This is a genomic window from Caballeronia sp. S22 (assembly GCF_964261745.1).
Classification (GTDB): Bacteria; Pseudomonadota; Gammaproteobacteria; order Burkholderiales; family Burkholderiaceae; genus Caballeronia; species Caballeronia jiangsuensis.
Window position 1 is genome coordinate 931,067 of record NZ_OZ180039.1, and the last position, 23,170, is coordinate 954,236.

Below are 23,170 nucleotides of genomic sequence, written 5' to 3' on the forward strand. Positions count from 1 at the left end.
ATGCCGCTGCACCCTGGTCACTCGATGCCTGTGCAACCGTGCAGCAGTTCCTGGAGCGTCTTACCCTTCTCGAACATTTTCCCGAATGACTTCTTCTGCAAGCGGCAACCTATCAGGTATCCCAACTTTCTGTAGCTCTCGAACTGAGCTTCGTCGAACCATTGGTCGAGCGTGGTCTGCTGCGGAAAAGTATCGTTGGTCAGCGCGTAATTCACGAGGTCCGATGCGGTCGAGATGACGTCCTTGGTCAACGTGGGCTTGACCAGAATCAGCGTGCCGCAGAACGCGTTTACCGTGGGATCCGTGCTGCTCGCGGGATATTTGATGATGCCGTCCACCACGTACGCTTTGCTCTGCGGCGGCGGCCTCTTGCTGCCCTTTTCCAGATGCCGCAGCGGATCCACGTCGATGACGATATCGACGCCGAAATCGGCCGAGCACTTGCGGATCGTGTCGGCGAGATCATCGAAATGCAGCGGCGCGTCCTCGCCGCAGTCGCAGACCACGATCAGCTCGGTGCGCCGGCGCACGAGTTCGTAGAGGCCCAGATTGTCGAAGTGACCGCCATCGGAGAGATAGAGATAGTCGGATTTCGCGTCCGCGTGACCGAACAGCTCGTTGAGATACAGTTTGCCGCTGAACGCCGGACTCGGCGGCACCGGCCCTTCCGGTGTCTCGCGGACCGGGTTCGGACACCATCTGCCCAGCCGCACGTTGAAGAGCGTCAGCAGGAACGCCACGCCCGGATCGGTATGGAAACCCCAGTTCGGGCTCGCCGCCGCGCCCGAGATCGCCACCGCGCCGCCGAGCATCGGGCCGACGTCGCGAAGGGTGCCGGACTTGCGCGACGGAGCGCGCACGGATCCGGATCTGGACGCGGTGCGCATATAGTCCGCGGTCCGCACGAACTTGCCCGCCCCTTCCTGCCTGGAAACGTAGGCCTGCGGCAGGCCGAAGCCGCAATAGAGCGGCGAGAAGAAAAACGAGCCGGCCTTGCGCTGCTGCCACGCGAGGCTCTGGCCTTCGGTCAGGTTCACCGACGTGTTCAGAAGGTGATAAGGCCGTTGCACATAGGCGCCCTCGTCCCCCTGCGGCGGCGCGCACTGCGCCGTCGCGCCGTCCTTTTCCGGCTCGGGCTTGCACGCGGCCAGCCGGTCGAGCGGGATATCGTCGGCGGGATCGAAACCCGTGAACGGATCGGGCTCGCGCTTCCGATTCCCGTCGCCGCAGCGCGACGCGCCGAGATAGCAACGGGTCAGCCGGTTACGATAGAAGTTGTGCAGCGAGAACAGATTGACGTCCACGCGCCACGCCAGCAACGCCCACGCGGCTGCCGTGCCGAGCAGGACCACCAAACCCATGTGCGCCCACGGCTTGACGACCGGAACACTGGTCTGCGCCGTCATTTGCGCGAGCGTCGTGTCGAGCACGCACAGGTACGGGTGCGAATCGCCCTTGTGCGGCGTGCTGCATGCGGACAAAACGTCGGACGGATCGAGCGCCGCCTGCCAGATCGCGTGAATCGCGTACGAGAGCAGGATCAGCAGCCCGATGATGAACACATGCGGCACCACGACCAGGAGACGCTCGGTCCACGACGGCCCCGGGCCGCCCGTCTTGTTCGACGCCCCCTTCAGCACGCCCCAGAGCGACGCCAGCAGCCAGGCCGCGCCGCCCGCGCGCGCCCAGTTCGAGCCGAAGACGACGAGCGCCGGCCCATACACCGACACGACGAAAATCCCGCCTACGAAGACGATGATGGACATCAGCCAGCCGCCGTAGCGCGCCCACCACTCCTGCACTTCGTATTCAAAGATGCGGCCCACGAGCCCGAGATGCACGACGATGATCAGCGAGAGCACGCCCAGAATCAGAAACGGCGCGACCGATATCGCGATCCATATCACGGACTGGACATCCGGCGCGCCGGACGCCGCTCTGCCGAACGTCGCGTGCGCAACGCCGAGCAGGCTTCGGACGAGCCACAGCCCGAATCCGCCGGTCGCGCCGGCGAACAGGCCGAAGAACACGATCCAGCAGCGATTGCGCCAGCGCGCGCGGTTACTGGACACCGACGGCGGCGCGGGACCGGTCTGCGGCTTGTTCGCGGGCGCATCGAACTCGACGTTCCTGCGTTCGGCCGGAAGCATGGTCGAGCCGACGCCGAAGATGACCACGAAGACGACTATCCAGGTCAGAACGCCGTCACGGGGGAGCGGATGGTCGAGCGTTGCCAGAATCGTCATCGCCGCCGTGAGGATGAACGAGGCGAGAATGCCGGGGCCGAGAATCCGCACGAGCACGAAGCTCGTGCAGGCGGTCTTTGCGTTCCCGTTCGAGTTCATGTTGCGCTCGATATTCCGGATGCTCACCCACAGCAGCACGGCCACGATCCCGATCATCCCGGCGACCGGACATTCGGCATCCTGCCCGACGAGCGACTGCGTCCAGCGCATCAGCAGAAACAGGACTCTCGGCACCAGAAGCAGGAAGCTGAGCATCAGGATCAGCATGCTCTGAATCAGCGTGAGATTGCGCAGATAGGCGGCGATCGCGGCAAGGGTATCTGTGCTCAGCAGGCCGAGTCTCGGCGTCAGATAGTTGCTGTACTCGCGCAGAAAGACGATCGACGGGTCTTCACGGTCCTTCTGGACGCCGTTCTCCTTCGTCGGACTGAGTTTCGCCTCCAGCTCCTTCGGCGTGCCGTCGGGACACCTGCGGTAGATCTGCGCCGACAGCCATGCGCCGATATAGCCGCCACCGGAAACGGTCGAAAGATAATCGAAATGACGCAGCAGCCCCTTCTCGCATAGCGACTGAATCATGCCCAGGCAGAATGTCGCGCTGCGAATGCCGCCGCCCGAGAGCGCGAGCCCGGTGAGCGACGTTCCTTTTCCGGTCATCACGTCGCGCGCTGAAGGAAAGACCACCTTTCTCGTGCGATTGATCTGCCTGAGCTCGTCGGCCATCACCTTTTTGAAAGGATCTTCCGCTGGGCTGTTCGTGTCCGCCTGACCATCGGGATTCGCCATCGCCAGCCTCGCTCGATTCGGATCATTCGAGGCGACGCATACGCCGCCGCCCGCTCAGGACACATCCTTTCAAGGCGCGGGGCAATGTCACACTGACGATCGGTGATCCTGATCGATGCACGCTGCGTTCGAGCGTGTACCCCGAATTCTTCGCATGCATCGAAGCATAGAATAAGCAGCAACCCTTATCAATTGCGTTACAGAAAATAGTATGACTGTTTTCGGGTTTGTCGCGAAAGGCTTGCTCTACCGTTCAATATCGCCTATGCATGACAGAGCGGGTTATCGATGCTCGAAGAAGCGGTTGCCGGGCCTCGGCAGGCCGAGATGCTCCCGCAACGTCGTGCCCTCGTAAACCCGCCGAAAGATGCCGCGCCGCTGCAACTCGGGCACCACTTTCGCAACGAAGTCATCGAGACCGGCGGGCAGATACGGAAACATCACGTTGAAGCCGTCGCTGCCTTCTTCGACGAGCCACTGCTCCATCTCGTCCGCGATATCCGTCGCGGTCCCGACCATCTGCAAGCCCGAATAGCCGCCGACACGCTGCGCCAGTTGACGCACGGTGAGCCCTTCGGCGCGCGCCATGTCGATCACGCGTTCGCGCGCGCTCTTGCTCGCGTTGGTCTCCGGAATCTCGGGCAGGAGGCCATCCGGATCGAACGACGAGACATCGTGGCCGAGCGCGATCGAGAGCGATGCGAAGCCGCTGTCGTCATGCACGAAGGTATCGAGCAGCGCGCGCTTCTCCTGCGCTTCGTCGCGCGAGTCGCCCACCACGACGAACGCGCCCGGCAGGATCTTCAGATGCTCGCGCGCGCGGCCGACGCGTTCCATGCGGCCTTTGACATCGGCATAGAAACGCTTGCCCGCTGCGAGATTCGGTTGCGCGGTGAAGACCGCATCGGCGGTTTCGGCGGCGAGATGCCTGCCCGCTTCCGACGATCCCGCCTGCACCACCACCGGCCGGCCCTGCACCGGGCGCGCGATGTTCAACGGGCCACGCACCGACAGATACGCGCCCTTGTGATCGAGAACGTGCAGCTTATCGGGATCGAAGAACAGGCCGCTTTCGGTGTCGCGCACGAAGGCGTCGTCGGCCCAGCTATCCCAGAGGCCCGTGACGACATCGTAGAACTCGTGCGCACGGCGATAGCGTTCGTCGTGCTCCATGTGTTCGTCGCGGCCGAAGTTGCGCGCGGCGTCGGGATTCGATGTGGTGACGAGATTCCAGCCCGCGCGTCCATCGCTCAGATGATCGAGCGACGCGAAGCGCCGCGCGATGTGATACGGCTCGTCGAACGTGGTCGAAGCCGTCGCGATCAGCCCGATACGTTCGGTCACGGAGGCGAGCGCGGAAAGCAGCGTGAACGGCTCGAACGATGTCGCGGTATGGCTGCGCTTCAACGCATCCACCGGCATGTTGAGCACGGCGAGATGATCGGCCATGAAGAACGCATCGAAGCAGGCGCTTTCGAGCGTCTGCACGAATCGCTTGATATGCCTGAAGTTGAAATTGGCGTCGGGCCACGCGCCCGGAAATCGCCATGCGCCCGTGTGCAGGCTGACCGGCCGCATGAACGCGCCGAGGTGGAGTTGTCGGGTAGGTGGCATCGCGTTGGTTTATGAACGAGTGGCGGATCGCGCCAAGTTACTGCAACTCGCCAAAACGCGCTGGAATGGAAATGACTGCTCGCCGTTCGACCGAACCGTATATGCGAAGCACGCGCCGCGTCATTTGCTACGCATAATTGATTCGTAGCGGCGGCATGCAAAGTGCCTATAGTCGGAGGCTTCTTCACATCACTCCGTCCGCGCCATGAAACATTCGACCCTTCGCCGCACGCTGATCGCCGGCGCCGCTTCCTTCATGCTCGCAGCCGTCGCGCTCGCACCCGTTCACGCCAGGGCCGAAACGCGCGAGGTCGTCATCGGCTATCAGGACATGGTGGTGCCGTGGCGCTATGCGCAGGCAAGCGGCGCCGTCGAGAAAGCCACGGGATACAAGGTCACCTATCGCAAGCTCGGCAGCGGCGCGGACGTCATCCGCGCGCTCGCATCGGGCTCCATACAGCTGGGCGAAGCGGGCTCCAGTCCGATCGCGGCGGGACTCTCGCAAGGCGTCGATCTCTCGCTCTTCTGGATTCTCGACAACATCAACGACGCCGAAGCGCTCGTCGCGCGCAACGGCTCCGGCGTGAGCAAGCTCGCCGATCTGAAGGGCAAGACGCTCGGCGTGCCGTATGTATCGACGTCGCACTTCCATGCGCTCGTCGCCTTGCAGCAGGCGGGCGTCGATCCGTCGACGGTCAAGATCGTCAATCTGCGTCCGCCCGAAGTCGCGGCGGCGTGGGAGCGCGGCAATATCGACGCGACTTACATCTGGGACCCGGTGCTCGCCAAGGCCAAGCAGAGCGGCCGCGTGCTCATCACGTCGGGCGAAGTGGCGAAGGAATCGGGCAAGGCGACGTTCGACGGCTTCGTCGCGTCGCGCAAGTTCGCACAGGACAATCCCGCGTTCCTGAACGGTCTCGTCAAGGTGCTCGCCGATACCGATGCGCAATACCGCAACCACAAGGCCGACTGGACCGCCGCATCGAAACAGGTGCAGGCCGTCGCGCAGGAATCCGGCGCGAACGCCGCCGACGTGCCCGCGAGTCTCGCGCTCTACGCCTTCCCGAGCGCGGGCGAACAGGCGTCGCCGACATGGCTCGGCGGCGGACAGCAGTCCGGCGCGGCGAAATCGCTTGCGGCCACCGCGCAGTTCCTCAGGCAGCAGGGCACGATCCAGAACGTGCTCGCGGATTACTCCACGGGCGTCGATCCGCGCTTCGTGCAGCAGGCCGCGAAATGACGCCGCTTTTCATCCGCAGCTGAATCGCCTCCGAATACATCGAATACCCGTCATGTCCAAACGTAAATCCATCTTCGATCGTCGTGCTTTCCTGTCCCTGTCCGCGCGTGCCGCGGCGAGCGCCGCCGCGTTGGCCGCGATGCCCGCATCCTTCGCCCAGCAGAGCGCGCAAGGACAGCCGCGCGTGCTTCGCATCGGCAACCAGAAAGGCTATCTGAACCTGCTCAAGGGTCGCGCGACGCTCGAAAAGCGCCTCGCTCCGCTCAACGTATCCGTGAGCTGGACGGAGTTTTCCGCCGGGCCCGTGCAACTGGAAGCGCTCAACGTCGGGTCGATCGATTTCGGCGATGTCGGCGAAGCGCCGCCCATCTTCGCGCAGGCCGCCGGTGCGCCGCTCGCCTATGTCGCCGCGACGCCGGCACGCCCGCGATCAGAAGCCGTGATCGTCCCGGCGCAATCGCCAGTCAGAACGGTGGCGGATCTGAAGGGCAAGCGCGTGGCGCTGAACAAGGGCAGCAACGTCCATTACTTTCTCGTGAAGCTGCTGCGTCAGCACGGTCTTCAGTATGGCGACGTCGAACTGGCCTTCCTCGCCCCCGCCGATGCGCGCGCCGCGTTCGAGCGCGGCTCCATCGACGCGTGGGTCATCTGGGACCCGTTCTTCGCCGCGGCACAGAAGACGCTGAATGCGCGCATCGTGGCGGACGCGAGCGGCGTCGTCGGCAACCGTGCGTACTACTTTTCGTCGCAGAGTTATGTCGCGAAGAATGCGGATGTGATCCGTATCGTCATCGAGGAAATCAGGGCGGTCGATCAGTGGGGCAAGCAGCATCCCGATGAACTCGCGAGCGAGCTCGCGCGGCTATGGGGCTTGCCGAAAGCCGTCGTCGATCTTGCGGTGAGCCGGCAGGTGTTCGGCACCGAGGCGATTACACGGAACATCATCGGCGAACAGCAGCAGATCGCCGATACCTTCGTCGAACTCGGGCTCATACCGAAGCACGTCGATGTGCTCAGAGCCGCGCCGCCCGATCTCGCCTGAGCGCCGCGAACGCGTTCATGAAACGACTGCCGTGCGCCGGCGTTCGACGTGCCTCGGGCGACCGTTCGCTTCGAACCCGAAGATATGCCGCGTGATGGCGGCATTGACTTCGTCAGCGTGCGTGAGCGGTCCCATGTGGCCGGCACGCGGGACGATTGCAAGCCGCGCCGACGAGAGCAGGATCGGCAAGCGCTCGGCCAGCGCCCGCGTGGGCAGCGGTGCGTGCTCGCCGCGCATCACGAGTACGGGCATGCGGAGGCTCGCGTATGCCGTGGCTGACGTAGGCTCATCGAGCAGCGCGCGGAAATCCAGCGGCGCTTTGGGCGCCCAGCGGGTGAGCGCAGCCTTGACCGAGGGCCGAAGCGCTTCCCACGCGCCTTCGCCGCCCCAGTAATCGACAAACGATGCCGCCGCGCCGCGATAGTCGCCGCAACTCACGCTGTCGGCTGTGCGCTTCGATATCGCGTCGATTTCAGCCAGCGCGTGAGCTCCGTGCTTGCCCATCGTCCTCAGGAGATGGAACGCCGATGGCTCGTAGAGCGACAGTGTCGCGATACGCTCCGGCCGTTCCATCGCCACCCGCAGCGCCACGCCGCCGCCATACGAGTGCCCGACGAGATGCACCTTTCCTCGCGCGGCATCGATGATATCGACGGTTCTTCCGGCCTCGCCGGCGAGTGTGAACGCGCGTTCGCCGCTCCACGGTCCTGTGCTGTCGCAACCGTAGTGCTCGGGCGCGACGAACGACACGCGTGAGCCGAGCGCCTCGCCCAGCTTGCGCCACTGCGACGCGCCCGAGCCGGAACAATGCAATGCGATCACCGTCGATGGAGCCGACACGGGCTCGATAGGGAGAGGGTTATTCATATCGTCGATCCGTTTCCATCGCACGCATGCGACGTTCGAGTTCTTCCATATCAACAGCCGATGAGAGATAAGCGTCGCGCCGGCTGTTTTCCGCGCGATCGAGCGCCTTTTCGAGGCACAAGAGAAGATAGACGAACATGTTCCCCTTCCTTCGAGCGGACATGCCTGCTCCTTCGCCTTGCGACTGCTCAAGACGAAGGAGCGGCTAAGCCCGCCTCAAACCGGCACTCCGAGCCGCGACAGCGCGAATCGAAAAGCAAAGAAGCACACCGACGACAACAGCGGCAAAGTCATGACCACCGACCCGTACCGAAGCCCTGTAAAGCACAGCAGCGATTGCAGGCGCGACCCGATCTCCAGGGCAGCGTCGACCATATGTTTGAATCGGATCATTTTCGTTCCACCACGACTTCGAGATACTCGCTGGGCAACACGAGCGTTTGATCGCCCGACCGGTTGCGACTCTCGATGAGCGCCATCAGATCGCCGTGAAACGCGGCTTGCCGATCGCCTTCGAGCGCCGCGAACGCCTTGTTCATCGGACCGTAGTACGCGCGAAATACTTCGACGAAATGCGCGGGCGAGCGGTATCGGAAGACGAAGTCGCGCTTCTTCGCTTCGATACGTTTGGCTCCGCTGCCGAGCAGTTCCGCGAGACGCGCCTCCGTGCCCCATAGCGCGGGCGACTTCACGCCAGCAGGCGGCGCGATGTATTTGCCGATCGTCTTGAAGACCTGTCCGATAAAACTCTCCGGCGTCCAGTTCGCGAGACCGATCATTCCGCCCGGCCTGCACACGCGCATGAGTTCGCTTGCCGCCAGTTCCTGATTCGGCGTGAACATCACGCCGAAGGTCGAGAGCACGGCGTCGAACGAGGCGTCCGCAAAAGGCAGCGCTTCGGCGTCTGCGTCCTGGAACTGAACGGCAAGTCCTTCGGCGTTGGCGCGTGCGCGGCCCGCGTCGAGGAGCGAAGAAACGTAATCGGTGGAGACGACATCGCAATAGCGGCGCGCGGCCGCAAGCGTCGCATTGCCATTGCCCGCCGCAACGTCGAGAACACGGCTGCCGGAGCGCAGATCGAGCGCCTCGCAAAGATTTTCTCCGACGATCTGCAGCGTGGTGCCGACGACTGCATAGTTGCCCGTCGACCAGGCGGCTTGCTGACGGACCTTGACGGCGGCGAGATCGGCGGCGGGCGAGATGGCGGTATCGACTGCGGACATAACATGGCTCCTGATAGACGGGATGGCGGCGTTGCGAGACCGTTGGTTCGCACTGCCTGTTTCGATTGCGCCGCGAAAAGACCCACTTCGAGCACGCCGACGCGACGCACCGGCATGTCGATCAAGCGACTCGAACTATTCGGCGACGCTCACGCCCGAACCGCCCATTTCCTTCGGCAGGTCCTTCATCTTGGGCAGACCGTCCCTCATCGGCAATTTCGACTCCGCGTAATGAACGTGCACGCACGGGTCGTACTGGAAGTCGGAAATGACGGCGGCGTAGACATCGGTCAGCCCGAGACCCGGATGCTCGGTGAAAAGATGGCCGCCACAGTCCCTGCACCATTTCCGATAGCTGTGCTCAGTATTGTTGTAAGTGCCGATATGATCGGTCCCGTGCGTGATGATCACGGCATCGGGCTTCCAGAGCGTGAATGCATTGACCGGCCCCGCCGACCAGCGCCGGCACGATTCGCAATGGCAGTACCCCATGCCTTCGGGCTTGCCGGTCACCGTGAACTTCACTGCACCGCAAAAACATTGGCAATGGTAAGTATCTGCGTCATTCATTTACGCATCCCTCGTTAATGTGGGTTGGCGATTGGTCGAACTGCGCTTAACCTTGCGTCAGTGATGTTTCGCGTGATGCCAGTATCGGCGCGCGAATCGCTTCTTTGAATGACCGAGCGTCCAGATGTTTTGCGCGGGACGCCGAAACTTGGGGCCTGCGATGGATGCGCTTTCCGACGTTCTTCGTCTCCTGCGTCTTAGCGGCGCGGTGTATCTGAACGGCGATTTCACGGCGCCGTGGTGCGTGGTCGGTCAGGTTTCGCCCGCGATGTGCGCGACGTTTCTGCCGCGCGCCGAGCGCGTCGTCTCCTATCACCTGATTCTGGAAGGAAGCTGCTGGGCGGCGCTGACCGATGATCCGGCCTCGGCCATTCGCGTCGATGCGGGAGAGTTGCTCGTCGTGCCGCAAGGCGAGGCGCATCTGATGGGCAGCTCGCTCGAACTCACGCCGACGCCATCGGACGAAATGGTGTCCAGATATCTGGCGACATCTCCCGGCGACGTGATGCGCTTAAGCGTCGGAGCCGAAGGCGCGAGCCAGGAAGCGGGCCGCACGCGCATCGTCTGCGGCTTTCTCGCTTGCGACGACATGCTCGCGAATCCGGTGCTGTCGTCGCTGCCGCGCCTCTTCAAGGTCGACATGCGTGATGATCCGCAATCCGCGTGGCTCGAATCGTCGCTGAGATTTGCGGTGACCGAGGCGGCCGAGTGGCGTCCCGGCAGCGCGACCGTGCTCGCACGACTCTCGGAATTGCTCTTCGTCGAGGCTGTGCGGCGGTGCATCGGGTCCATGCCCGAGGATCGCCGCGGCTGGCTCGCGGGCGTCGCCGACCGGTTCGTCGGCAAGGCGCTCGCGTTGCTGCACGCGCAGCCCGCGCACGACTGGACCGTCGACGAACTCGCGCGCCGTGTCGGTCTCTCGCGTTCCGCGCTGGCTCAGCGCTTCACGCAGTTGCTCGGCCACGCGCCGATGCAATATCTCGCAAGCTGGCGATTGCAGGTCGCGGCGCAGGATCTGCTCTCCGGGCCGCGCTCGATCGCAGCGGTGGCCGAGCGTGTCGGCTATGAATCGGAGGCAGCGTTCAATCGGGCGTTCAAGCGCCAGTTCGGGATGCCGCCTGCGAGCTGGCGGCGCAGCCAGGGACGCGTCGCGAGCGACGAAGCATCGTCCGATGAGGTCTTCGCGGGAACCGATGCGAACGAAGACGCTTGCGCGCCATTTTCCGCGCCAACGCCTTTGAATGCTCGTCCTGAACGCCGCCTCAACGACGCTGCGTGATGTCCACCCGCTATCTGATGCCGACGAGCCTGTAGCCCACGGCCGTTTCCGTAAGAATGTGCTCGGGCTGCGCCGGATCCTTCTCAAGCTTCTGGCGAAGATGTCCCATATAGACGCGCAGGTAATGCGCATTGTCGACCTGCTCCGGTCCCCACACATCGCGCAGCAACTGCCGATGCGTGAGCACGCGCCCGGCATGCCGCATGAGAACCGTGAGTAACCGATACTCAGTGGGCGTAAGGCGAACCGGCCGGCCTGCGCGCGTCACTTCCCGCTTTGCGAGGTCCACGGCAACCTCGCCGAACGATACCGCGGGCGCTTCCTCCAGCGCACGTATGCTGCGGCGCAACTGCGCGCGAACGCGTGCAAGCAGCTCGGACACGCCGAAAGGCTTCGTGAGATAGTCGTCCGCGCCGGCGTCGAGGGCTTCGACCTTCACGGCTTCGCTCGTGCGCGCCGAGAGCACGATCACCGGCACCTGCGTCCAGCCGCGCAACTCGCGAATCACGTCGATGCCGTCGGTATCGGGCAGGCCGAGATCGATCACGACGATATCGGGTTGCCTCGTGGCGACCTCGCGCAATCCCGCCTTGCCGGTTTCCGCTTCGACGACCGCGAGTTCGTGCGACTCCAGCGTCGATCGCACGAAGCGTCTGATCTGCGGATCGTCTTCGATTATCAGCACCGTATGCCCGGTTTCGCTCATGGTCTCGTCTCGCCGGTTCCGTGGTCCAGAGCGGGCTGCTCGTCCACCGGTACGTCGAGCGTCGGCGGCGTGCCGTCCGCGGGCAGCGTGAACCAGAATCGCGATCCCGCGACACGGCCATCCTCGATACGATTCTCGACGCCGATCTGCCCGCCATGCGCTTCGACGATCGCGCGGCAAATCGCGAGGCCCAGCCCCACGCCGGACTGCGCGGACTCCTTCTGTCCGCGCGTGAACTTTTCGAAAAGACGCGTCTCGATGCCCGGCGGAATGCCCGGCCCGCGATCGTCGATGCAAACGCGCACGCATCGCTGTCCCGAAAGCTGTTCCTCGCGCGCGGATATCTCGATCTCGGTGCCTTTGGGCGTGTACTTCGCGACGTTCTCCAGAAGATTGGCGAAGAGCCGGTCCATCAGCACGGCGTCGAGTTGCAATAGCGGCAAGTCCGGCGGAATGCGGGTCTGCACGCGGCGGCCCGCGAGCGTCCGCTTGAGTCCCGCGAGCGCCGCGCCTACGGTTTCCTCCAGCATCGACCATTGCCGGTTCAACCGGATCGCGCCCGCTTGCAGCCGCGCCATATCGAGGAGATTGGTGACGAGACCGCTCATGCGCAGCGCTTCCTCGTGAATCGCATGGACGAGCTCCTGAGCGCGGCCGACGCCCGGCTCGGCGGCATCGACCTGTTCTTCGAGAATCGAAGCGAAGCCGACGATCGACGTGAGCGGCGTGCGCAGATCGTGCGAAATGGCGGACAGAAGCGCATTGCGCATGCGCTCCGATTCCATATTCACGAGCGCGTCCTGCGCGATTTCGACATAGTGGACGCGCTCGATCGCGAGCGCGATCTGCGCCGCGAAAGTCTCGATCATCCGGTGCTGCTCGGGGATGGCGAGATCGGCCATGCGCTGCGGCGCGAAGGCCAGGACGCCGCGCGTGCGCATCGGCGCCTTGAGCGGCAGATACAGCGCCTGCGCCGCAGGCAAGGTGTCGGTGCTGAGTCCCGCCGGCTTCTGCTGGTCGTAGACCCACTGCGCGATATCGAGGTCCAGCGCCGATTTGTCGATCGTCGTCTCCGGGCTCGCCTCCGCCACCTTCTGCTGCACCTTCTCCGCGCTGTCGGGCAGAAGAATGGCCGCGCGCGCCTGAAATACTTCCGCGATGTGCCGCGTGCCGATCTCGATGATCTGCTCGGTCATCAGCGCGGCGGCGAGTTCCTTGGTCATCGCGTACATGGCGCCGGTGCGCCGCTCGCGTTGCGAGGCGATGCGCGCCTCGCGCCGCAGGCTCGAAGTCAGATGGCTGATCGTGAGAGAAGTCAGCAGCATGACCGCGAACGTCAGAAGGTATTGCGTATCGCCGACCGAGAACGACATGACCGGCGCGACGAAAAAGAAATCGAACGCGGCGACCGACAGGAACGAGAGCATCACGCCCGGTCCGCGGCCAAGGCGCACGGCAGTGAAAATCACGCCGAGCAGATAGAGCATCACGAGATTGGTCACCGCGAACCGCTGCGCGGCGAGCGCGCTCGCGACGAGCGTGATCCCGCCGCCGATCGCGAGTGCGAAGGCATAGGCGCGCGGCGGGGAATGCGTGCCGTCCCGCAGCGCGCTGAACGTGAGCGGCGGGCGTTGCGGGCCTTCGCGCGCGCCGGTGGACACGAGCGTCACGTCGATATCCGCGGCCTGCCGGATGATGCGCTCGCTCACCGGCCGCGCGAAGTAGCGCCGCCAGCCTTGCGTCATCGATGCGCTCGCCACCAGCTTCGACACATTGCGCATGCGCGCATAGTCGATGAGCGTCGCGGCGGCGTCGGCGCCATCGAGCGTGACGGTTTCCGCGCCGAGCTCGGACGCGAGCTTGAGCGCATCGAGCGTGCGCCGCCGCTGTTCGTCGGAGAGCCGCTGGAGCTTCGGCGTCTCCACGTAAACGGCGAGCCAGTCGGCCTTGAGCGCCGCCGCGAGCCGCGCGGCCGCGCGCACGAGCGCAGCGCTTTCGGGACCGGGACCGACGCACGCGATCAGGCGCTCGCGCGCCCGCCAGATGCGCTCGATCGACTGATCGGCGCGGTATTCGCGCATCTGCGCATCGACGCGATCGGCGGTGCGCCGCAGCGCGAGTTCGCGCAGCGCGATCAGGTTGCCCTTGCGGAAGAAATTGCGCACCGCGTGCTCGGCTTGCGTCGGCAGATAGACCTTTCCGTCGCGCAGGCGGTCGAGCAGTTCCTCCGGCGGAAGATCGACGAGCGTGACTTCATCGGCGAGATCGAACACGCGATCCGGCACCGTCTCCCAGACGCGAATGCCGGTGATGCGCCCGACGATGTCGTTCAGGCTTTCGAGATGCTGGACGTTGACGGTCGTGTAGACGTCGATGCCCGCATCGAGCAGTTCCTGAACGTCCTGCCAGCGCTTCATGTGGCGCGAGCCCTGCACGTTCGAATGCGCGAGCTCGTCGACGAGAATCAGCTCCGGCTTGCGCGCGAGCGCCGCATCGAGATCGAACTCCGCGAGCAGGCGTCCGCGATATTCGATGCGCGCCACGGGCAGCGTGTCGAGCCCGTCGAGCAGTGCGAGCGTCTCCTTGCGGCCATGCGTTTCGACGACGCCGACGACCACATCCGCGCCTTCGTCGAGGCGACGGCGCGCGGCCTGCAGCATCGCGAAGGTCTTGCCGACGCCCGCGGAGGCGCCGAAGAACACCTTCAGCCGCCCGCGCTGGCGCTTCTCCTCTTCTCGCTGAAGCTTGTCGAGCAGTTCGTCGGGATCGGGGCGCGTCATCGTCATCGTCTCTTTTCAAGGGCGCACTGTATCAGCCGCGCGCCGAATCCAGCGCCAGATTGAGCTTCAGCACGTTCACGCGCGGCTCGCCGAGCACGCCGAACTGGCGCGCGCTCGTGGCCTCGCCGACGAGCGCCTCGACCTGCGCGGACGTCATTCCGCGCGCCTTCGCCACACGCGCGACCTGATAAGCCGCCGCCGCCGGACTGATCTCCGGATCGAGGCCGCTGCCGGAGGACGTCACGAGATCGACGGGCAACGGCGAGCGGTTGTCCGGATCGGCGGCGTGGAGCGCGTCGATGCGCCCCTTGATCTCATCGGCGAGCGCGGGGTTGGTCGGCCCGAGATTCGAGCCGCTCGAACTGCCCGCGTTGTACGGATTCGGCGTCGTCGCCGACAGACGTCCCCAGAAGTACTGCGGCGCATCGAACTGCTGTCCGATGATCTCCGAGCCGACCGTCTTGCCGTCGCGCTCGATCAGACTGCCGTTCGCCTGATGCGGGAACGCCGCCTGCCCGATCGCGGTGACGACAGCAGGATAAACCAGTCCCGTGAGCACCGTCAGCGCGACGAACAACACGATCGCCGGACGCAAAATTGTCTTCATCATGTTTAACTCCAGCCAAGTGCGGTAATGACCATGTCGATGAGCTTGATGAACGGGAACGGCAGGATGATGCCGCCGAGGCCGTAAATCAGCAGGTTGCGGCGCAGGAGCGAGGCGGCGCCCAGCGCGCGATACTTCACGCCCTTGAGCGCGAGCGGAATCAGGAACACGATGATCAGCGCGTTGAAGATCACCGCCGACAAGATAGCCGACGAAGGGGACGCCAGATGCATCACGTCCAGCACCCGAAGTTGCGGATAGGTCGTCGCGAACGCCGCCGGGATGATCGCGAAGTACTTGGCGACGTCGTTGGCAATCGAGAACGTCGTGAGCGAGCCGCGCGTCATCAGCATCTGCTTGCCGATCTCGACGATCTCGATCAGCTTGGTCGGATTCGAGTCCAGATCGACCATGTTGCCCGCTTCCTTCGCGGCCTGCGTGCCGGTGTTCATCGCCACTGCGACGTCGGCCTGCGCGAGCGCGGGGGCGTCGTTGGTGCCGTCGCCGGTCATCGCGACCAGACGTCCCTCGGCCTGATGCGCGCGGATCGTCGAGAGCTTCGCTTCGGGCGTCGCTTCGGCGAGGAAGTCGTCGACGCCCGCTTCCGCCGCGATCGCCGCGGCCGTGAGGCGGTTGTCGCCGGTCACCATCACCGTCTTGATGCCCATCTTGCGCAGTTCCGCGAAGCGCTCCTTGATGCCGCCCTTCACGATGTCCTTCAGCTCGATCACGCCGAGCGCGCGCGCCGTTTCGTTCACGCGCTCCGCCACGACGAGCGGCGTGCTGCCGCGCCGCGCGATGTCATCGACGGCGTTCTGCACTTCCTGCGGAAAGCGCCCGCCGCGCTCCTCGACGTACTTCCTCACCGCGTCGGCCGCGCCCTTGCGGATCTCGCGGCCGGGAAGATCGACGCCGCTCATGCGCGTCTGCGCCGTGAACGCGAGAAAGGTCGCGTGCAGTGTCGCCATGTCGCGCTCGCGGATATTGAAGCGCTGCTTCGCCAGCACGACGATGCTGCGGCCTTCCGGCGTTTCATCGGCGAGCGATGCGAGTTGCGCGGCATCGGCGAGATCGCGCTCGGCGATGCCCGGCGCCGCGACGAACATCGACGCCTGACGATTGCCGAGCGTGATCGTGCCGGTCTTGTCGAGCAGCAGCACGTCGACGTCGCCCGCCGCTTCGACCGCGCGGCCCGACGTGGCGATCACGTTCGCCTGCATCATACGGCTCATGCCCGCGACGCCGATGGCCGAAAGCAGGCCGCCGATGGTCGTCGGAATCAGGCACACGAGCAGCGCGACGAGCGCGGTGATCGTCACCACATGGCCCTGCTTCGCCGCTTCCACGGAGAACATCGAGAACGGCAGCAGCGTGGCCGTGGCGAAGAGCAGCACGAGCGTCAGCGCGACGAGCAGGATCGTCAGCGCGATTTCGTTCGGCGTCTTCTGGCGCTTGGCGCCCTCGACCATCGCGATCATGCGGTCGAGAAAGGCCTCGCCGGGATTCACGCCCACGCGCACGACGATCCAGTCGGAGAGCACGCGCGTGCCGCCCGTCACCGATGAAAAGTCGCCGCCCGACTCGCGGATCACCGGCGCGGATTCGCCCGTGATCGCGGATTCGTCCACGGACGCGACGCCTTCGATCACGTCGCCGTCGGCGGGGATCACATCGCCTGCTTCGACGAGCACCACGTCGCCTTTGCGCAGATCGGTGGATGTCGTGATGCGGATCGGCGACTTCGGATGCGGTTCGTTGAGCTTCTTCGCCATCACGTTGTGCTTCGCCTGACGCAGCGATGCGGCCTGCGCCTTCGAGCGCCCTTCCGCGAGCGCTTCCGCGAAGTTCGCGAAGAGCACCGTGAACCACAGCCACAGCGCGATCGCGAGGATAAAGCCCGCGGGCGCTTCGGCCTGGCCTGCAAGCGCGGCGAAGAAGAGCACCGTCGTCAGAATGCTGCCGACATAGACGCAGAACATCACCGGGTTGCGCAACTGCGTGCGCGGCGCGAGCTTTTTGAACGAATCGACGATCGCCGGCTTGACCAGCGCCGGGTCGAACATCGAACGTACGGCCGTGCGTGCCTGCCCCAGATTCTCGGGACGGTGCATCGGCGGTTGATTCATTTGAGTCATGCTGTCCTCGACTTCAATGGCCTGCGATCATGGTGATGTGCTCGACGATGGGTCCGAGCGCGAGCGCGGGCACGTAGGTGAGCGCGCCGACGAGCAGCAGCGTGCCGAGCAGAAGGACCACGAAAAGCGGACCGTGCGTCGGCAAGGTGCCCGCCGTCACGGCGAGACGCTTCTTCGCGGCGAGCGAACCGGCGATCGCGAGAATCGGGATAAGCGAGCCGAAGCGGCCAAACCACATCGCGATGCCGAGCATCGAGTTATAGAAGGGCGTGTTCACCGAAAGACCTCCGAACGCGCTGCCGTTGTTGTTGGCGGCCGAGCTGAACGCATAGAGGATTTCGGAGAAGCCGTGCGCGCCCGGATTCGCGATGCCCGCCGTGCCCGCCGCGCTCAGAACGGCGACCGACGTGCCCACGAGCACCAGCAGCGGCGTCAGCAGAATGACGATGGACACCATCTTCATTTCGAACGATTCGATCTTCTTGCCGACGTACTCGGGCGTGCGGCCGATCATCAGTCCGGCGACGAACACCGCCAGCAATGCGAACGCGAGCATGCCGTAGAGCCCGGAACCGACGCCGCCGAAGATCACTTCGCCGAGCTGGATCAGGAGCATCGGCACGAGGCCGCCGAGCGGGGTGAGCGAATCGTGCGTGTTGCTGACCGCGCCACACGAAGCCGAGGTCGTCGCGACCGTGAAGATGCCCGACTGCGCGATGCCCAGACGCGTTTCCTTGCCTTCCATGTTGCCGCCCGCCTGCAACGCGGACGCCTGCGTATCGACGTGCAGCGACGCATAGACTGGATTGCCCGCCTGCTCCGCCGAGATCTCGAACAGGCATGCAGCGGCGAACGCGATGGTCATCGCCGCGAGCACGGCATAGCCCTGGCGCCTGTCGCCGACCGTGCGTCCGAACACCACGCACAGCGCCGCCGGAATGATCAGCATGGCGAGCATCTGCATGAAGTTCGAGAACGGCGTCGGGTTCTCGTACGGGTGCGCGGAGTTGGCGTTGAAGAAGCCGCCGCCGTTGGTGCCGAGCATCTTGATCGCTTCCTGCGAGGCGACCGGGCCCATCGGCAAAGTCTGCTTGTCGGCCTTGAGCGTTTGCGTGACGGACTTGCCCTGCGCGTCGGTCGATTGCGTCTGATAGCTCGTGACCTGCAGCGTCGATACGTCCTGATATGCCCTGAAGTTCTGGATCGCGCCCTGGCTCACGAAGACGAGCGCGAAGACGACCGCGAGCGGCGCGAGAATGTAGAGCGTCGTGCGCGTCAGATCGACCCAGAAATTGCCGATGGTCTGCGCGGAATGGCGCTTGAAGCCGCGGATCAGCGCGATGACCACCGCGATGCCGGTCGCCGCCGACAGGAAGTTCTGCACGGTGAGGCCGAGCATCTGCGCGAGATAGCCGAGCGTGCTCTCGCCGCCGTAATCCTGCCAGTTCGTGTTGGTCACGAAGCTGACGGCGGTGTTGAACGCGGCGTCCGGCGACATCGCGGCGAAGCCTTGCGGATTGGCCGGCAGCATGCCTTGCAGACGCAGGATGGCATACAGCACGAGCGCGCCGAGCACGTTGAAGAGCATCACGGCGAGCGCGTAGTGCTTCCACGACATCTCGGCATCGGGATCGACGCCGGCGATGCGATACAGCACGTTCTCGACCGGACGCCCGATCCTGCGCACGACGACGGACGATCCGTCGAGCACGTTCGAGATATAGCGGCCGAGCGGAATGGCGAGTGCGATCAGAACGACGATGAAAATCGCCGTCTGCATGAAGGTATTGGCGTTCATTCGAGATCCTCCGCACGCAAAAGCGCGTACACGAGGTACACGAAGAGCAGCAGCGTGGAAGCCGCCGCGAGCCACAACATCCAGGCGCTCATGGACGGCCTCCCGTCGCGCGGCGGCTCAGTCGCTCGCAGCCGCGTGTGAGCGCCACGCAAAGTCCCCAGAACAGGACGATGCCGGCGAGATAAATGAAGTCCATTTTGGTGTTCTCCCCTTATGCGGTTCAGGACAGGGTGGAGAATACGAAAACGGACGTAAACGACTTAACAAGAGGTCGGGAGAAGGTATAAAAATGGTGTAAAGATGTGGACTGCCATTCTCGCGAGGCGATTTTTATGACAGACGATCCCGATCCCGAGCAGCTGAAAGGCCCAGGTGGAATGACGTTGCGGGAGATCCACGAACAGGTGCGGAAATCGGTCGAGCGCGACCGCGAAGCGCAGGCCGCGCATAAATCAGTTGCGCCGAAATCCCGATGGCAAAGATGGGTGCGCTACGTGTGGGGACGCAGCGGGCGCCGCTGATCGCGGTGTTGCAGGTCAGCGGTTCGAACTGATCCTCAAGCGGTGGCTTTTGCCTCCAGCTCCGCGATGCGCTTGCGTAACGCGCGATCTTCCTGAAAGCGCGCCGTCTCATCGCGTATGATCGCGACGATGCCGGTCACTTCGCCTTGCGATTGCAACAGCGCGACCGTGAACGCAATCGACATCGTGCGTCCGGCCTTATCGACGGCGGGCACCTTGAGCAGATCGTGTCCGTAACGCGTCTCGCCGGTCGCCATCGTCTTGTGATAGCCGTCCCAGTGACGGCCGCGCAGGCGTTCCGGGATGATCAGGTCCAGCGACTGTCCCAATGCTTCGCTCTGGGTGAAGCCGAACATGCGTTCGGCCGCCGGATTCCATAACGTGATCGCGCCGCTCGCGTCCGAAATGATCACGGCATCGCCGATCGCATTGACGAGCTGTTCGTAGTCGATGGTGTGGGTCATGGTGTCGTCCGGATCGATATAGTATTTTTGAAGGGCGCTGCCATTCTGCCGCAAAAAAGCCGGACAGCAGAAGGCAGCGATTTCCCTTTTCCTTCTGAAACTACTGCATCAAACGGCGCGCAACTCCTGCATGCGTGCAACCTGCTCCGGGCTATAGCCAAGCTCGAGCAACACTTCCTCGGTGTGCTCGCCCAAAAGCGGCGAGCCCGTGATTTCCGGCTTCAGATCCGAGAACTTGATCGGGCTGCCGACCGTGAGGTACTTGCCGCGCACCTTGTGATCCACTTCGACGATCGAGCCGCTCGCGCGCAACGATTCATCGTTCGCGAGTTCCTTCATCGTCAGCACCGGCGCGCACGGGATATCGAACTTGCGCAGGATATCGACGGCTTCGAACTTGGTCTTGTCGGCAAGCCATGCTTCGATCGTATTGAAGATATCGAAGATGTGCGGCTGGCGCGCTTCGGCCGTCATGTAGTTCGGGTCCTGAATCCATTCCGGTTTGCCGATTGCGCGGCAGATCGGCGCCCACGCGTGACCCTGAATCGTGAAGTAGATATACGCGTTCGGATCGGTTTCCCAGCCCTTGCACTTGAGCACCCAGCCCGGCTGTCCGCCGCCGCCCGCATTGCCGCCGCGCGGCACCACATCGCTGAACGTGCCGTGCGGATATTGCGGATATTCCTCGAGATAGCCGATGCGGTCCAGACGCTGCTGATCGCGCAGTTTCACGCGGCACAGGTTGAGCACGCTGTCCTGCATCGATACGGCGACTTTCTGCCCCTTGCCCGTTTGCTGGCGGCCGATGATCGCCGTGAGAATGCCGATCGCCAGATGCATGCCGGTGTTGCTGTCGCCGAGCGCGGCCGCGCTGATGGTCGGCGGGCCGTCCCAGAAGCCCGTCGTCGATGCCGCGCCGCCCGCGCATTGCGCGACGTTTTCATAGACCTTCAGGTCGTCGTAATGGTGACCGTCGCTGAAGCCCTTGACGGATGCCACGATCAACTTCTTGTTCAGTTCGTGGATGTTTTCCCACGAGAAGCCCATGCGGTCCAGCGCGCCCGGACCGAAGTTCTCGACCAGCACGTCCGATTCGCGGATCAGCTTGGTGAGCACTTCCTTGCCTTCGTCCGTTTTCGTATCGAGCGTCAACGAGCGCTTGTTGCTGTTGAGCATCGTGAAATACAGCGCGTCGGCGTCCGGAATGTCGCGCAACTGGTTGCGCGTGACGTCGCCCGACCCGGGACGTTCAACCTTGATCACATCCGCACCGAACCAGGCCAGCATCTGAGTGCATGCGGGACCGGCTTGCACGTGCGTGAAGTCGATGATCTTGATGCCTTTGAGTGGTTTGTCGCTCAATTGAGTTCTCCTGGGTGGCTTTTTCGTCGTTACTTTTTCATCGCCGCGCTTTGCGGATTCAGATTCGTCAGGCGTCCGCTCTCCGTGCCGGCCGCTTCATCGATCACTGCGTTGATCAGCGTCGGCTTGCCCGATCTGATCGCCTCTTCCAGTGCGTGCGTCAACTCTTCCGGCGTCGTCGCGTTGAAGCCGATCCCGCCGAATGCCTCGATCATCTTGTCGTAGCGCGCGTTCTTCACGAACACGGTGGGCGCGACGTCCTTGCCACCCGTAGGATTCACATCGGTGCCGCGATACACGCCGTTGTTGTTGAAGACGATGGTGCAGACCGGCAAGTCGTATCGGCAGATGGTTTCGAGTTCCATGCCGCTGAAGCCGAACGCGCTGTCGCCTTCGATCGCGACGACCTGCTTGCCGCTCGTCACCGCCGCGCCGATCGAGAAGCCCATGCCGATGCCCATGATTCCCCAGGTGCCCGAATCGAAGCGCTTGCGCGGCTCGTACATGTCGATGATGCTGCGCGCATAGTCGAGCGTGTTCGCACCTTCGTTCACGACGTTGATGTCGGGGCGGGTCTTCAGTACATCGCGGATGGCGCGCAGCGCGCTGTGGAAGTTCATCGGCGACGGATTCTTCGCAAGCGTCGCCGCCATCTTTTCGAGGTTCTTGTTTTTGCGCTCGTTGATCGCGCCCGTCCATTCGCTCGACGGCTTCGGGAAGCCCGCGCCGATGCCCGCGACGAGCGCCGACACGCATGAGCCGATGTCGCCGATCACCGGCGCGGCGATCGCGACGTTGCTGTCGATTTCGGTCGGCGAGATGTCGATCTGCACGAACTGCTTGGGCGCCGCGCCCCAGGTCTTGCCCTTGCCGTGCGCAAGCAGCCAGTTCAGACGCGCGCCGATCAGCACGACGCAATCCGCTTCCTGCAGCACGAACGAACGCGCGGCCGACGCCGACTGCTCATGCGTGTCGGGCAACAGGCCCTTCGCCATCGACATCGGCAGATACGGAATGCCGCTCTTCTCGACCAGCTCGCGAATCTGCGCGTCGGCCTGCGCGTAGGCCGCGCCCTTGCCGAGCAGGATCAGCGGACGCTTCGCGCTCTTGATCACGTCGAGCGCGCGCTTCACCGAATCCGGCGACGGCAACTGACGCGGCGCGGCGTCCACGACCTTGATGAGCGATTGCTGGCCCTTGAGCGCGTCCATCGTCTGCGAGAGCAGCTTGGCGGGCAGATCGAGATACACGCCGCCCGGACGTCCCGAAACGGCTGCGCGGATCGCACGCGCGATGCCGACGCCGATGTCCTCCGCATGCAGCACGCGGTACGCGGCCTTCGCATAGGGCTTCGCCGCGTTCAACTGGTCCATCTCTTCGTAATCGCCCTGCTGCAGATCGACGATCTCGCGCTCGCTGGAGCCGCTGATCAGGATCATCGGAAAGCAATTGGTGGTCGCGTTGGCGAGCGCGGTCAGTCCGTTCAGGAAGCCGGGCGCCGACACGGTCAGGCAGATACCCGGCTTCTGCGTCATGTAGCCCGCGATCGCGGCCGCATTGCCCGCGTGCTGCTCATGACGAAAGCCGATGAAGCGCATACCTTCCGCCTGCGCGAGGCGCGCGAGGTCGGTGATCGGAATGCCGACGAGACCGAAGATCGTGTCGATGTCGTTCAGCTTCAGCGCATCGATGACGAGGTGAAAGCCATCGGTCACTTGCGGCGCCTTCGTTTCAACGGGCGCCTGCGTTGTTGCCTCGAGTACGTCTGCCATTTGTCTCCTCCTGAGGGCCGGTTATGTGCTGATATACTAGATATCAGATACTGCATTTGTCAAAGCTTTATTTTGAGTTTTGTGCGAAAAACTGAGGGAGAGTTACGGCGCACGCTCTGGTGCATTGCGGCATGGCGCAAGGGCCGCGGACATCTCTG

At 64.0% G+C, this 23,170-nt stretch carries 21 protein-coding genes; 4 read left to right on the forward strand and 17 right to left on the reverse strand.

Annotated features, from left to right (window positions below):
- Positions 1 to 17 precede the first annotated feature (17 nt).
- Entirely contained in the window at positions 18 to 3,032 is a 3,015-nt protein-coding gene (locus ACEN42_RS36015; protein ID WP_371882426.1) for a patatin-like phospholipase family protein, read from the reverse strand.
- 282 nt (positions 3,033 to 3,314) lie between these two features.
- Positions 3,315 to 4,646 carry an LLM class flavin-dependent oxidoreductase gene (locus ACEN42_RS36020; protein ID WP_371882427.1) on the reverse strand — a complete coding sequence of 444 codons (1,332 nt, stop codon included), beginning with the start codon at positions 4,644 to 4,646 and terminating at the stop codon, positions 3,315 to 3,317.
- Positions 4,647 to 4,851: 205 nt separating this feature from the next.
- Here ACEN42_RS36020 and tauA point away from each other — a divergent pair, with 205 nt between their 5' ends.
- Complete coding sequence (tauA, locus tag ACEN42_RS36025; protein ID WP_371882428.1) at positions 4,852 to 5,886, forward strand: taurine ABC transporter substrate-binding protein; 1,035 nt, start codon at positions 4,852 to 4,854, stop codon at positions 5,884 to 5,886.
- A gap of 52 nt (positions 5,887 to 5,938) precedes the next feature.
- A complete protein-coding gene (locus ACEN42_RS36030; RefSeq protein ID WP_371882429.1) occupies positions 5,939 to 6,928 on the forward strand; it encodes a sulfonate ABC transporter substrate-binding protein in 990 nt (329 codons plus the stop codon).
- Between the two features lie 15 nt (positions 6,929 to 6,943).
- Here ACEN42_RS36030 and ACEN42_RS36035 read toward each other — a convergent pair whose 3' ends face one another.
- The 5 genes from ACEN42_RS36035 to ACEN42_RS36055 form a co-directional block, all read right to left on the reverse strand.
- Complete coding sequence (locus ACEN42_RS36035) at positions 6,944 to 7,795, reverse strand: alpha/beta fold hydrolase (protein WP_371882430.1); 852 nt, start codon at positions 7,793 to 7,795, stop codon at positions 6,944 to 6,946.
- Positions 7,788 to 7,934 (reverse strand): DUF3563 family protein, encoded by a 147-nt coding sequence (locus ACEN42_RS36040; protein WP_187603690.1) that lies wholly within the window; start codon positions 7,932 to 7,934, stop codon positions 7,788 to 7,790. Before ACEN42_RS36040 ends, ACEN42_RS36035 begins: the two co-directional genes overlap by 8 nt.
- Positions 7,935 to 8,011: 77 nt before the next feature.
- Complete coding sequence (locus ACEN42_RS36045; RefSeq protein ID WP_187603029.1) at positions 8,012 to 8,188, reverse strand: hypothetical protein; 177 nt, start codon at positions 8,186 to 8,188, stop codon at positions 8,012 to 8,014.
- The gene (locus tag ACEN42_RS36050; RefSeq protein WP_371882431.1) at positions 8,185 to 9,018 is read right to left on the reverse strand and encodes a methyltransferase domain-containing protein; all 834 of its coding nucleotides are present in this window, start codon (positions 9,016 to 9,018) and stop codon (positions 8,185 to 8,187) included. Before ACEN42_RS36050 ends, ACEN42_RS36045 begins: the two co-directional genes overlap by 4 nt.
- A 135-nt stretch (positions 9,019 to 9,153) precedes the next feature.
- A complete protein-coding gene (locus tag ACEN42_RS36055; RefSeq protein ID WP_371882432.1) occupies positions 9,154 to 9,588 on the reverse strand; it encodes a GFA family protein in 435 nt (144 codons plus the stop codon).
- Between the two features lie 160 nt (positions 9,589 to 9,748).
- Between ACEN42_RS36055 and ACEN42_RS36060 the strand changes: the two genes are divergently transcribed.
- Positions 9,749 to 10,867 carry an AraC family transcriptional regulator gene (locus ACEN42_RS36060; RefSeq protein WP_238214121.1) on the forward strand — a complete coding sequence of 373 codons (1,119 nt, stop codon included), beginning with the start codon at positions 9,749 to 9,751 and terminating at the stop codon, positions 10,865 to 10,867.
- A gap of 10 nt (positions 10,868 to 10,877) precedes the next feature.
- On the opposite strand, the gene kdpE is transcribed toward ACEN42_RS36060, so the two are convergent.
- The 7 genes from kdpE to ACEN42_RS36095 form a co-directional block, all read right to left on the reverse strand.
- A complete protein-coding gene (gene kdpE, locus ACEN42_RS36065) occupies positions 10,878 to 11,573 on the reverse strand; it encodes a two-component system response regulator KdpE (protein WP_238214119.1) in 696 nt (231 codons plus the stop codon).
- Entirely contained in the window at positions 11,570 to 14,353 is a 2,784-nt protein-coding gene (locus tag ACEN42_RS36070; RefSeq protein ID WP_371883237.1) for a DUF4118 domain-containing protein, read from the reverse strand. Before ACEN42_RS36070 ends, kdpE begins: the two co-directional genes overlap by 4 nt.
- Positions 14,354 to 14,384: 31 nt before the next feature.
- Positions 14,385 to 14,960, reverse strand: a complete 576-nt coding sequence (gene kdpC / locus ACEN42_RS36075; RefSeq protein WP_371883238.1) for a potassium-transporting ATPase subunit KdpC — start codon at positions 14,958 to 14,960, stop codon at positions 14,385 to 14,387.
- Positions 14,961 to 14,965: 5 nt separating this feature from the next.
- Positions 14,966 to 17,023, reverse strand: a complete 2,058-nt coding sequence (gene kdpB, locus ACEN42_RS36080) for a potassium-transporting ATPase subunit KdpB (protein ID WP_187603688.1) — start codon at positions 17,021 to 17,023, stop codon at positions 14,966 to 14,968.
- 85 nt (positions 17,024 to 17,108) lie between these two features.
- Positions 17,109 to 18,893, reverse strand: coding sequence for a potassium-transporting ATPase subunit KdpA (kdpA, locus tag ACEN42_RS36085; RefSeq protein ID WP_187603023.1), 1,785 nt, complete (start codon positions 18,891 to 18,893; stop codon positions 17,109 to 17,111).
- Positions 18,890 to 18,985 carry a K(+)-transporting ATPase subunit F gene (gene kdpF / locus ACEN42_RS36090; protein WP_008350504.1) on the reverse strand — a complete coding sequence of 32 codons (96 nt, stop codon included), beginning with the start codon at positions 18,983 to 18,985 and terminating at the stop codon, positions 18,890 to 18,892. Before kdpF ends, kdpA begins: the two co-directional genes overlap by 4 nt.
- Positions 18,982 to 19,089 carry a potassium ABC transporter ATPase gene (locus ACEN42_RS36095; RefSeq protein WP_222946335.1) on the reverse strand — a complete coding sequence of 36 codons (108 nt, stop codon included), beginning with the start codon at positions 19,087 to 19,089 and terminating at the stop codon, positions 18,982 to 18,984. Before ACEN42_RS36095 ends, kdpF begins: the two co-directional genes overlap by 4 nt.
- 136 nt (positions 19,090 to 19,225) lie before the next feature.
- Here ACEN42_RS36095 and ACEN42_RS36100 point away from each other — a divergent pair, with 136 nt between their 5' ends.
- Positions 19,226 to 19,414: a hypothetical protein gene (locus tag ACEN42_RS36100; RefSeq protein ID WP_075583909.1), complete on the forward strand. Its 189-nt coding sequence runs from the start codon at positions 19,226 to 19,228 to the stop codon at positions 19,412 to 19,414.
- A gap of 35 nt (positions 19,415 to 19,449) precedes the next feature.
- Here the strand turns inward: ACEN42_RS36100 and ACEN42_RS36105 are convergent, their stop codons facing one another.
- From ACEN42_RS36105 to oxc, 3 genes are all read right to left on the reverse strand, one after another.
- Positions 19,450 to 19,878 carry a PAS domain S-box protein gene (locus ACEN42_RS36105; RefSeq protein WP_371882433.1) on the reverse strand — a complete coding sequence of 143 codons (429 nt, stop codon included), beginning with the start codon at positions 19,876 to 19,878 and terminating at the stop codon, positions 19,450 to 19,452.
- A 108-nt stretch (positions 19,879 to 19,986) separates the two neighbouring features.
- Positions 19,987 to 21,240, reverse strand: a complete 1,254-nt coding sequence (gene frc / locus ACEN42_RS36110; protein ID WP_238214115.1) for a formyl-CoA transferase — start codon at positions 21,238 to 21,240, stop codon at positions 19,987 to 19,989.
- A gap of 29 nt (positions 21,241 to 21,269) precedes the next feature.
- On the reverse strand, positions 21,270 to 23,012 hold the full coding sequence (gene oxc / locus ACEN42_RS36115; protein WP_238214114.1) for an oxalyl-CoA decarboxylase: 1,743 nt from the start codon (positions 23,010 to 23,012) through the stop codon (positions 21,270 to 21,272).
- Positions 23,013 to 23,170 lie beyond the last annotated feature (158 nt).

Excerpts from the sequence above, each read along its gene's own strand:
- ACEN42_RS36020 (WP_371882427.1), bottom strand. The coding sequence starts at position 4,646 with ATGCCACCTACCCGACAACTCCACCTCGGCGCGTTCATGCGGCCGGTC.
- ACEN42_RS36100 (WP_075583909.1), top strand. The coding sequence starts at position 19,226 with ATGACAGACGATCCCGATCCCGAGCAGCTGAAAGGCCCAGGTGGAATG.
- ACEN42_RS36040 (WP_187603690.1), bottom strand. The coding sequence starts at position 7,934 with ATGTTCGTCTATCTTCTCTTGTGCCTCGAAAAGGCGCTCGATCGCGCG.
- ACEN42_RS36015 (WP_371882426.1), bottom strand. The coding sequence starts at position 3,032 with ATGGCGAATCCCGATGGTCAGGCGGACACGAACAGCCCAGCGGAAGAT.
- ACEN42_RS36055 (WP_371882432.1), bottom strand. The coding sequence starts at position 9,588 with ATGAATGACGCAGATACTTACCATTGCCAATGTTTTTGCGGTGCAGTG.
- kdpC (WP_371883238.1), bottom strand. The coding sequence starts at position 14,960 with ATGAAGACAATTTTGCGTCCGGCGATCGTGTTGTTCGTCGCGCTGACG.
- ACEN42_RS36050 (WP_371882431.1), bottom strand. The coding sequence starts at position 9,018 with ATGTCCGCAGTCGATACCGCCATCTCGCCCGCCGCCGATCTCGCCGCC.
- ACEN42_RS36035 (WP_371882430.1), bottom strand. The coding sequence starts at position 7,795 with ATGAATAACCCTCTCCCTATCGAGCCCGTGTCGGCTCCATCGACGGTG.
- ACEN42_RS36045 (WP_187603029.1), bottom strand. The coding sequence starts at position 8,188 with ATGATCCGATTCAAACATATGGTCGACGCTGCCCTGGAGATCGGGTCG.
- kdpB (WP_187603688.1), bottom strand. The coding sequence starts at position 17,023 with ATGTTCGACCCGGCGCTGGTCAAGCCGGCGATCGTCGATTCGTTCAAA.
- ACEN42_RS36030 (WP_371882429.1), top strand. The coding sequence starts at position 5,939 with ATGTCCAAACGTAAATCCATCTTCGATCGTCGTGCTTTCCTGTCCCTG.
- ACEN42_RS36095 (WP_222946335.1), bottom strand. The coding sequence starts at position 19,089 with ATGGACTTCATTTATCTCGCCGGCATCGTCCTGTTCTGGGGACTTTGC.
- ACEN42_RS36070 (WP_371883237.1), bottom strand. The coding sequence starts at position 14,353 with ATGACGCGCCCCGATCCCGACGAACTGCTCGACAAGCTTCAGCGAGAA.
- kdpE (WP_238214119.1), bottom strand. The coding sequence starts at position 11,573 with ATGAGCGAAACCGGGCATACGGTGCTGATAATCGAAGACGATCCGCAG.
- kdpA (WP_187603023.1), bottom strand. The coding sequence starts at position 18,893 with ATGAACGCCAATACCTTCATGCAGACGGCGATTTTCATCGTCGTTCTG.
- oxc (WP_238214114.1), bottom strand. The coding sequence starts at position 23,012 with ATGGCAGACGTACTCGAGGCAACAACGCAGGCGCCCGTTGAAACGAAG.
- tauA (WP_371882428.1), top strand. The coding sequence starts at position 4,852 with ATGAAACATTCGACCCTTCGCCGCACGCTGATCGCCGGCGCCGCTTCC.
- kdpF (WP_008350504.1), bottom strand. The coding sequence starts at position 18,985 with ATGAGCGCCTGGATGTTGTGGCTCGCGGCGGCTTCCACGCTGCTGCTC.
- ACEN42_RS36105 (WP_371882433.1), bottom strand. The coding sequence starts at position 19,878 with ATGACCCACACCATCGACTACGAACAGCTCGTCAATGCGATCGGCGAT.
- ACEN42_RS36060 (WP_238214121.1), top strand. The coding sequence starts at position 9,749 with ATGGATGCGCTTTCCGACGTTCTTCGTCTCCTGCGTCTTAGCGGCGCG.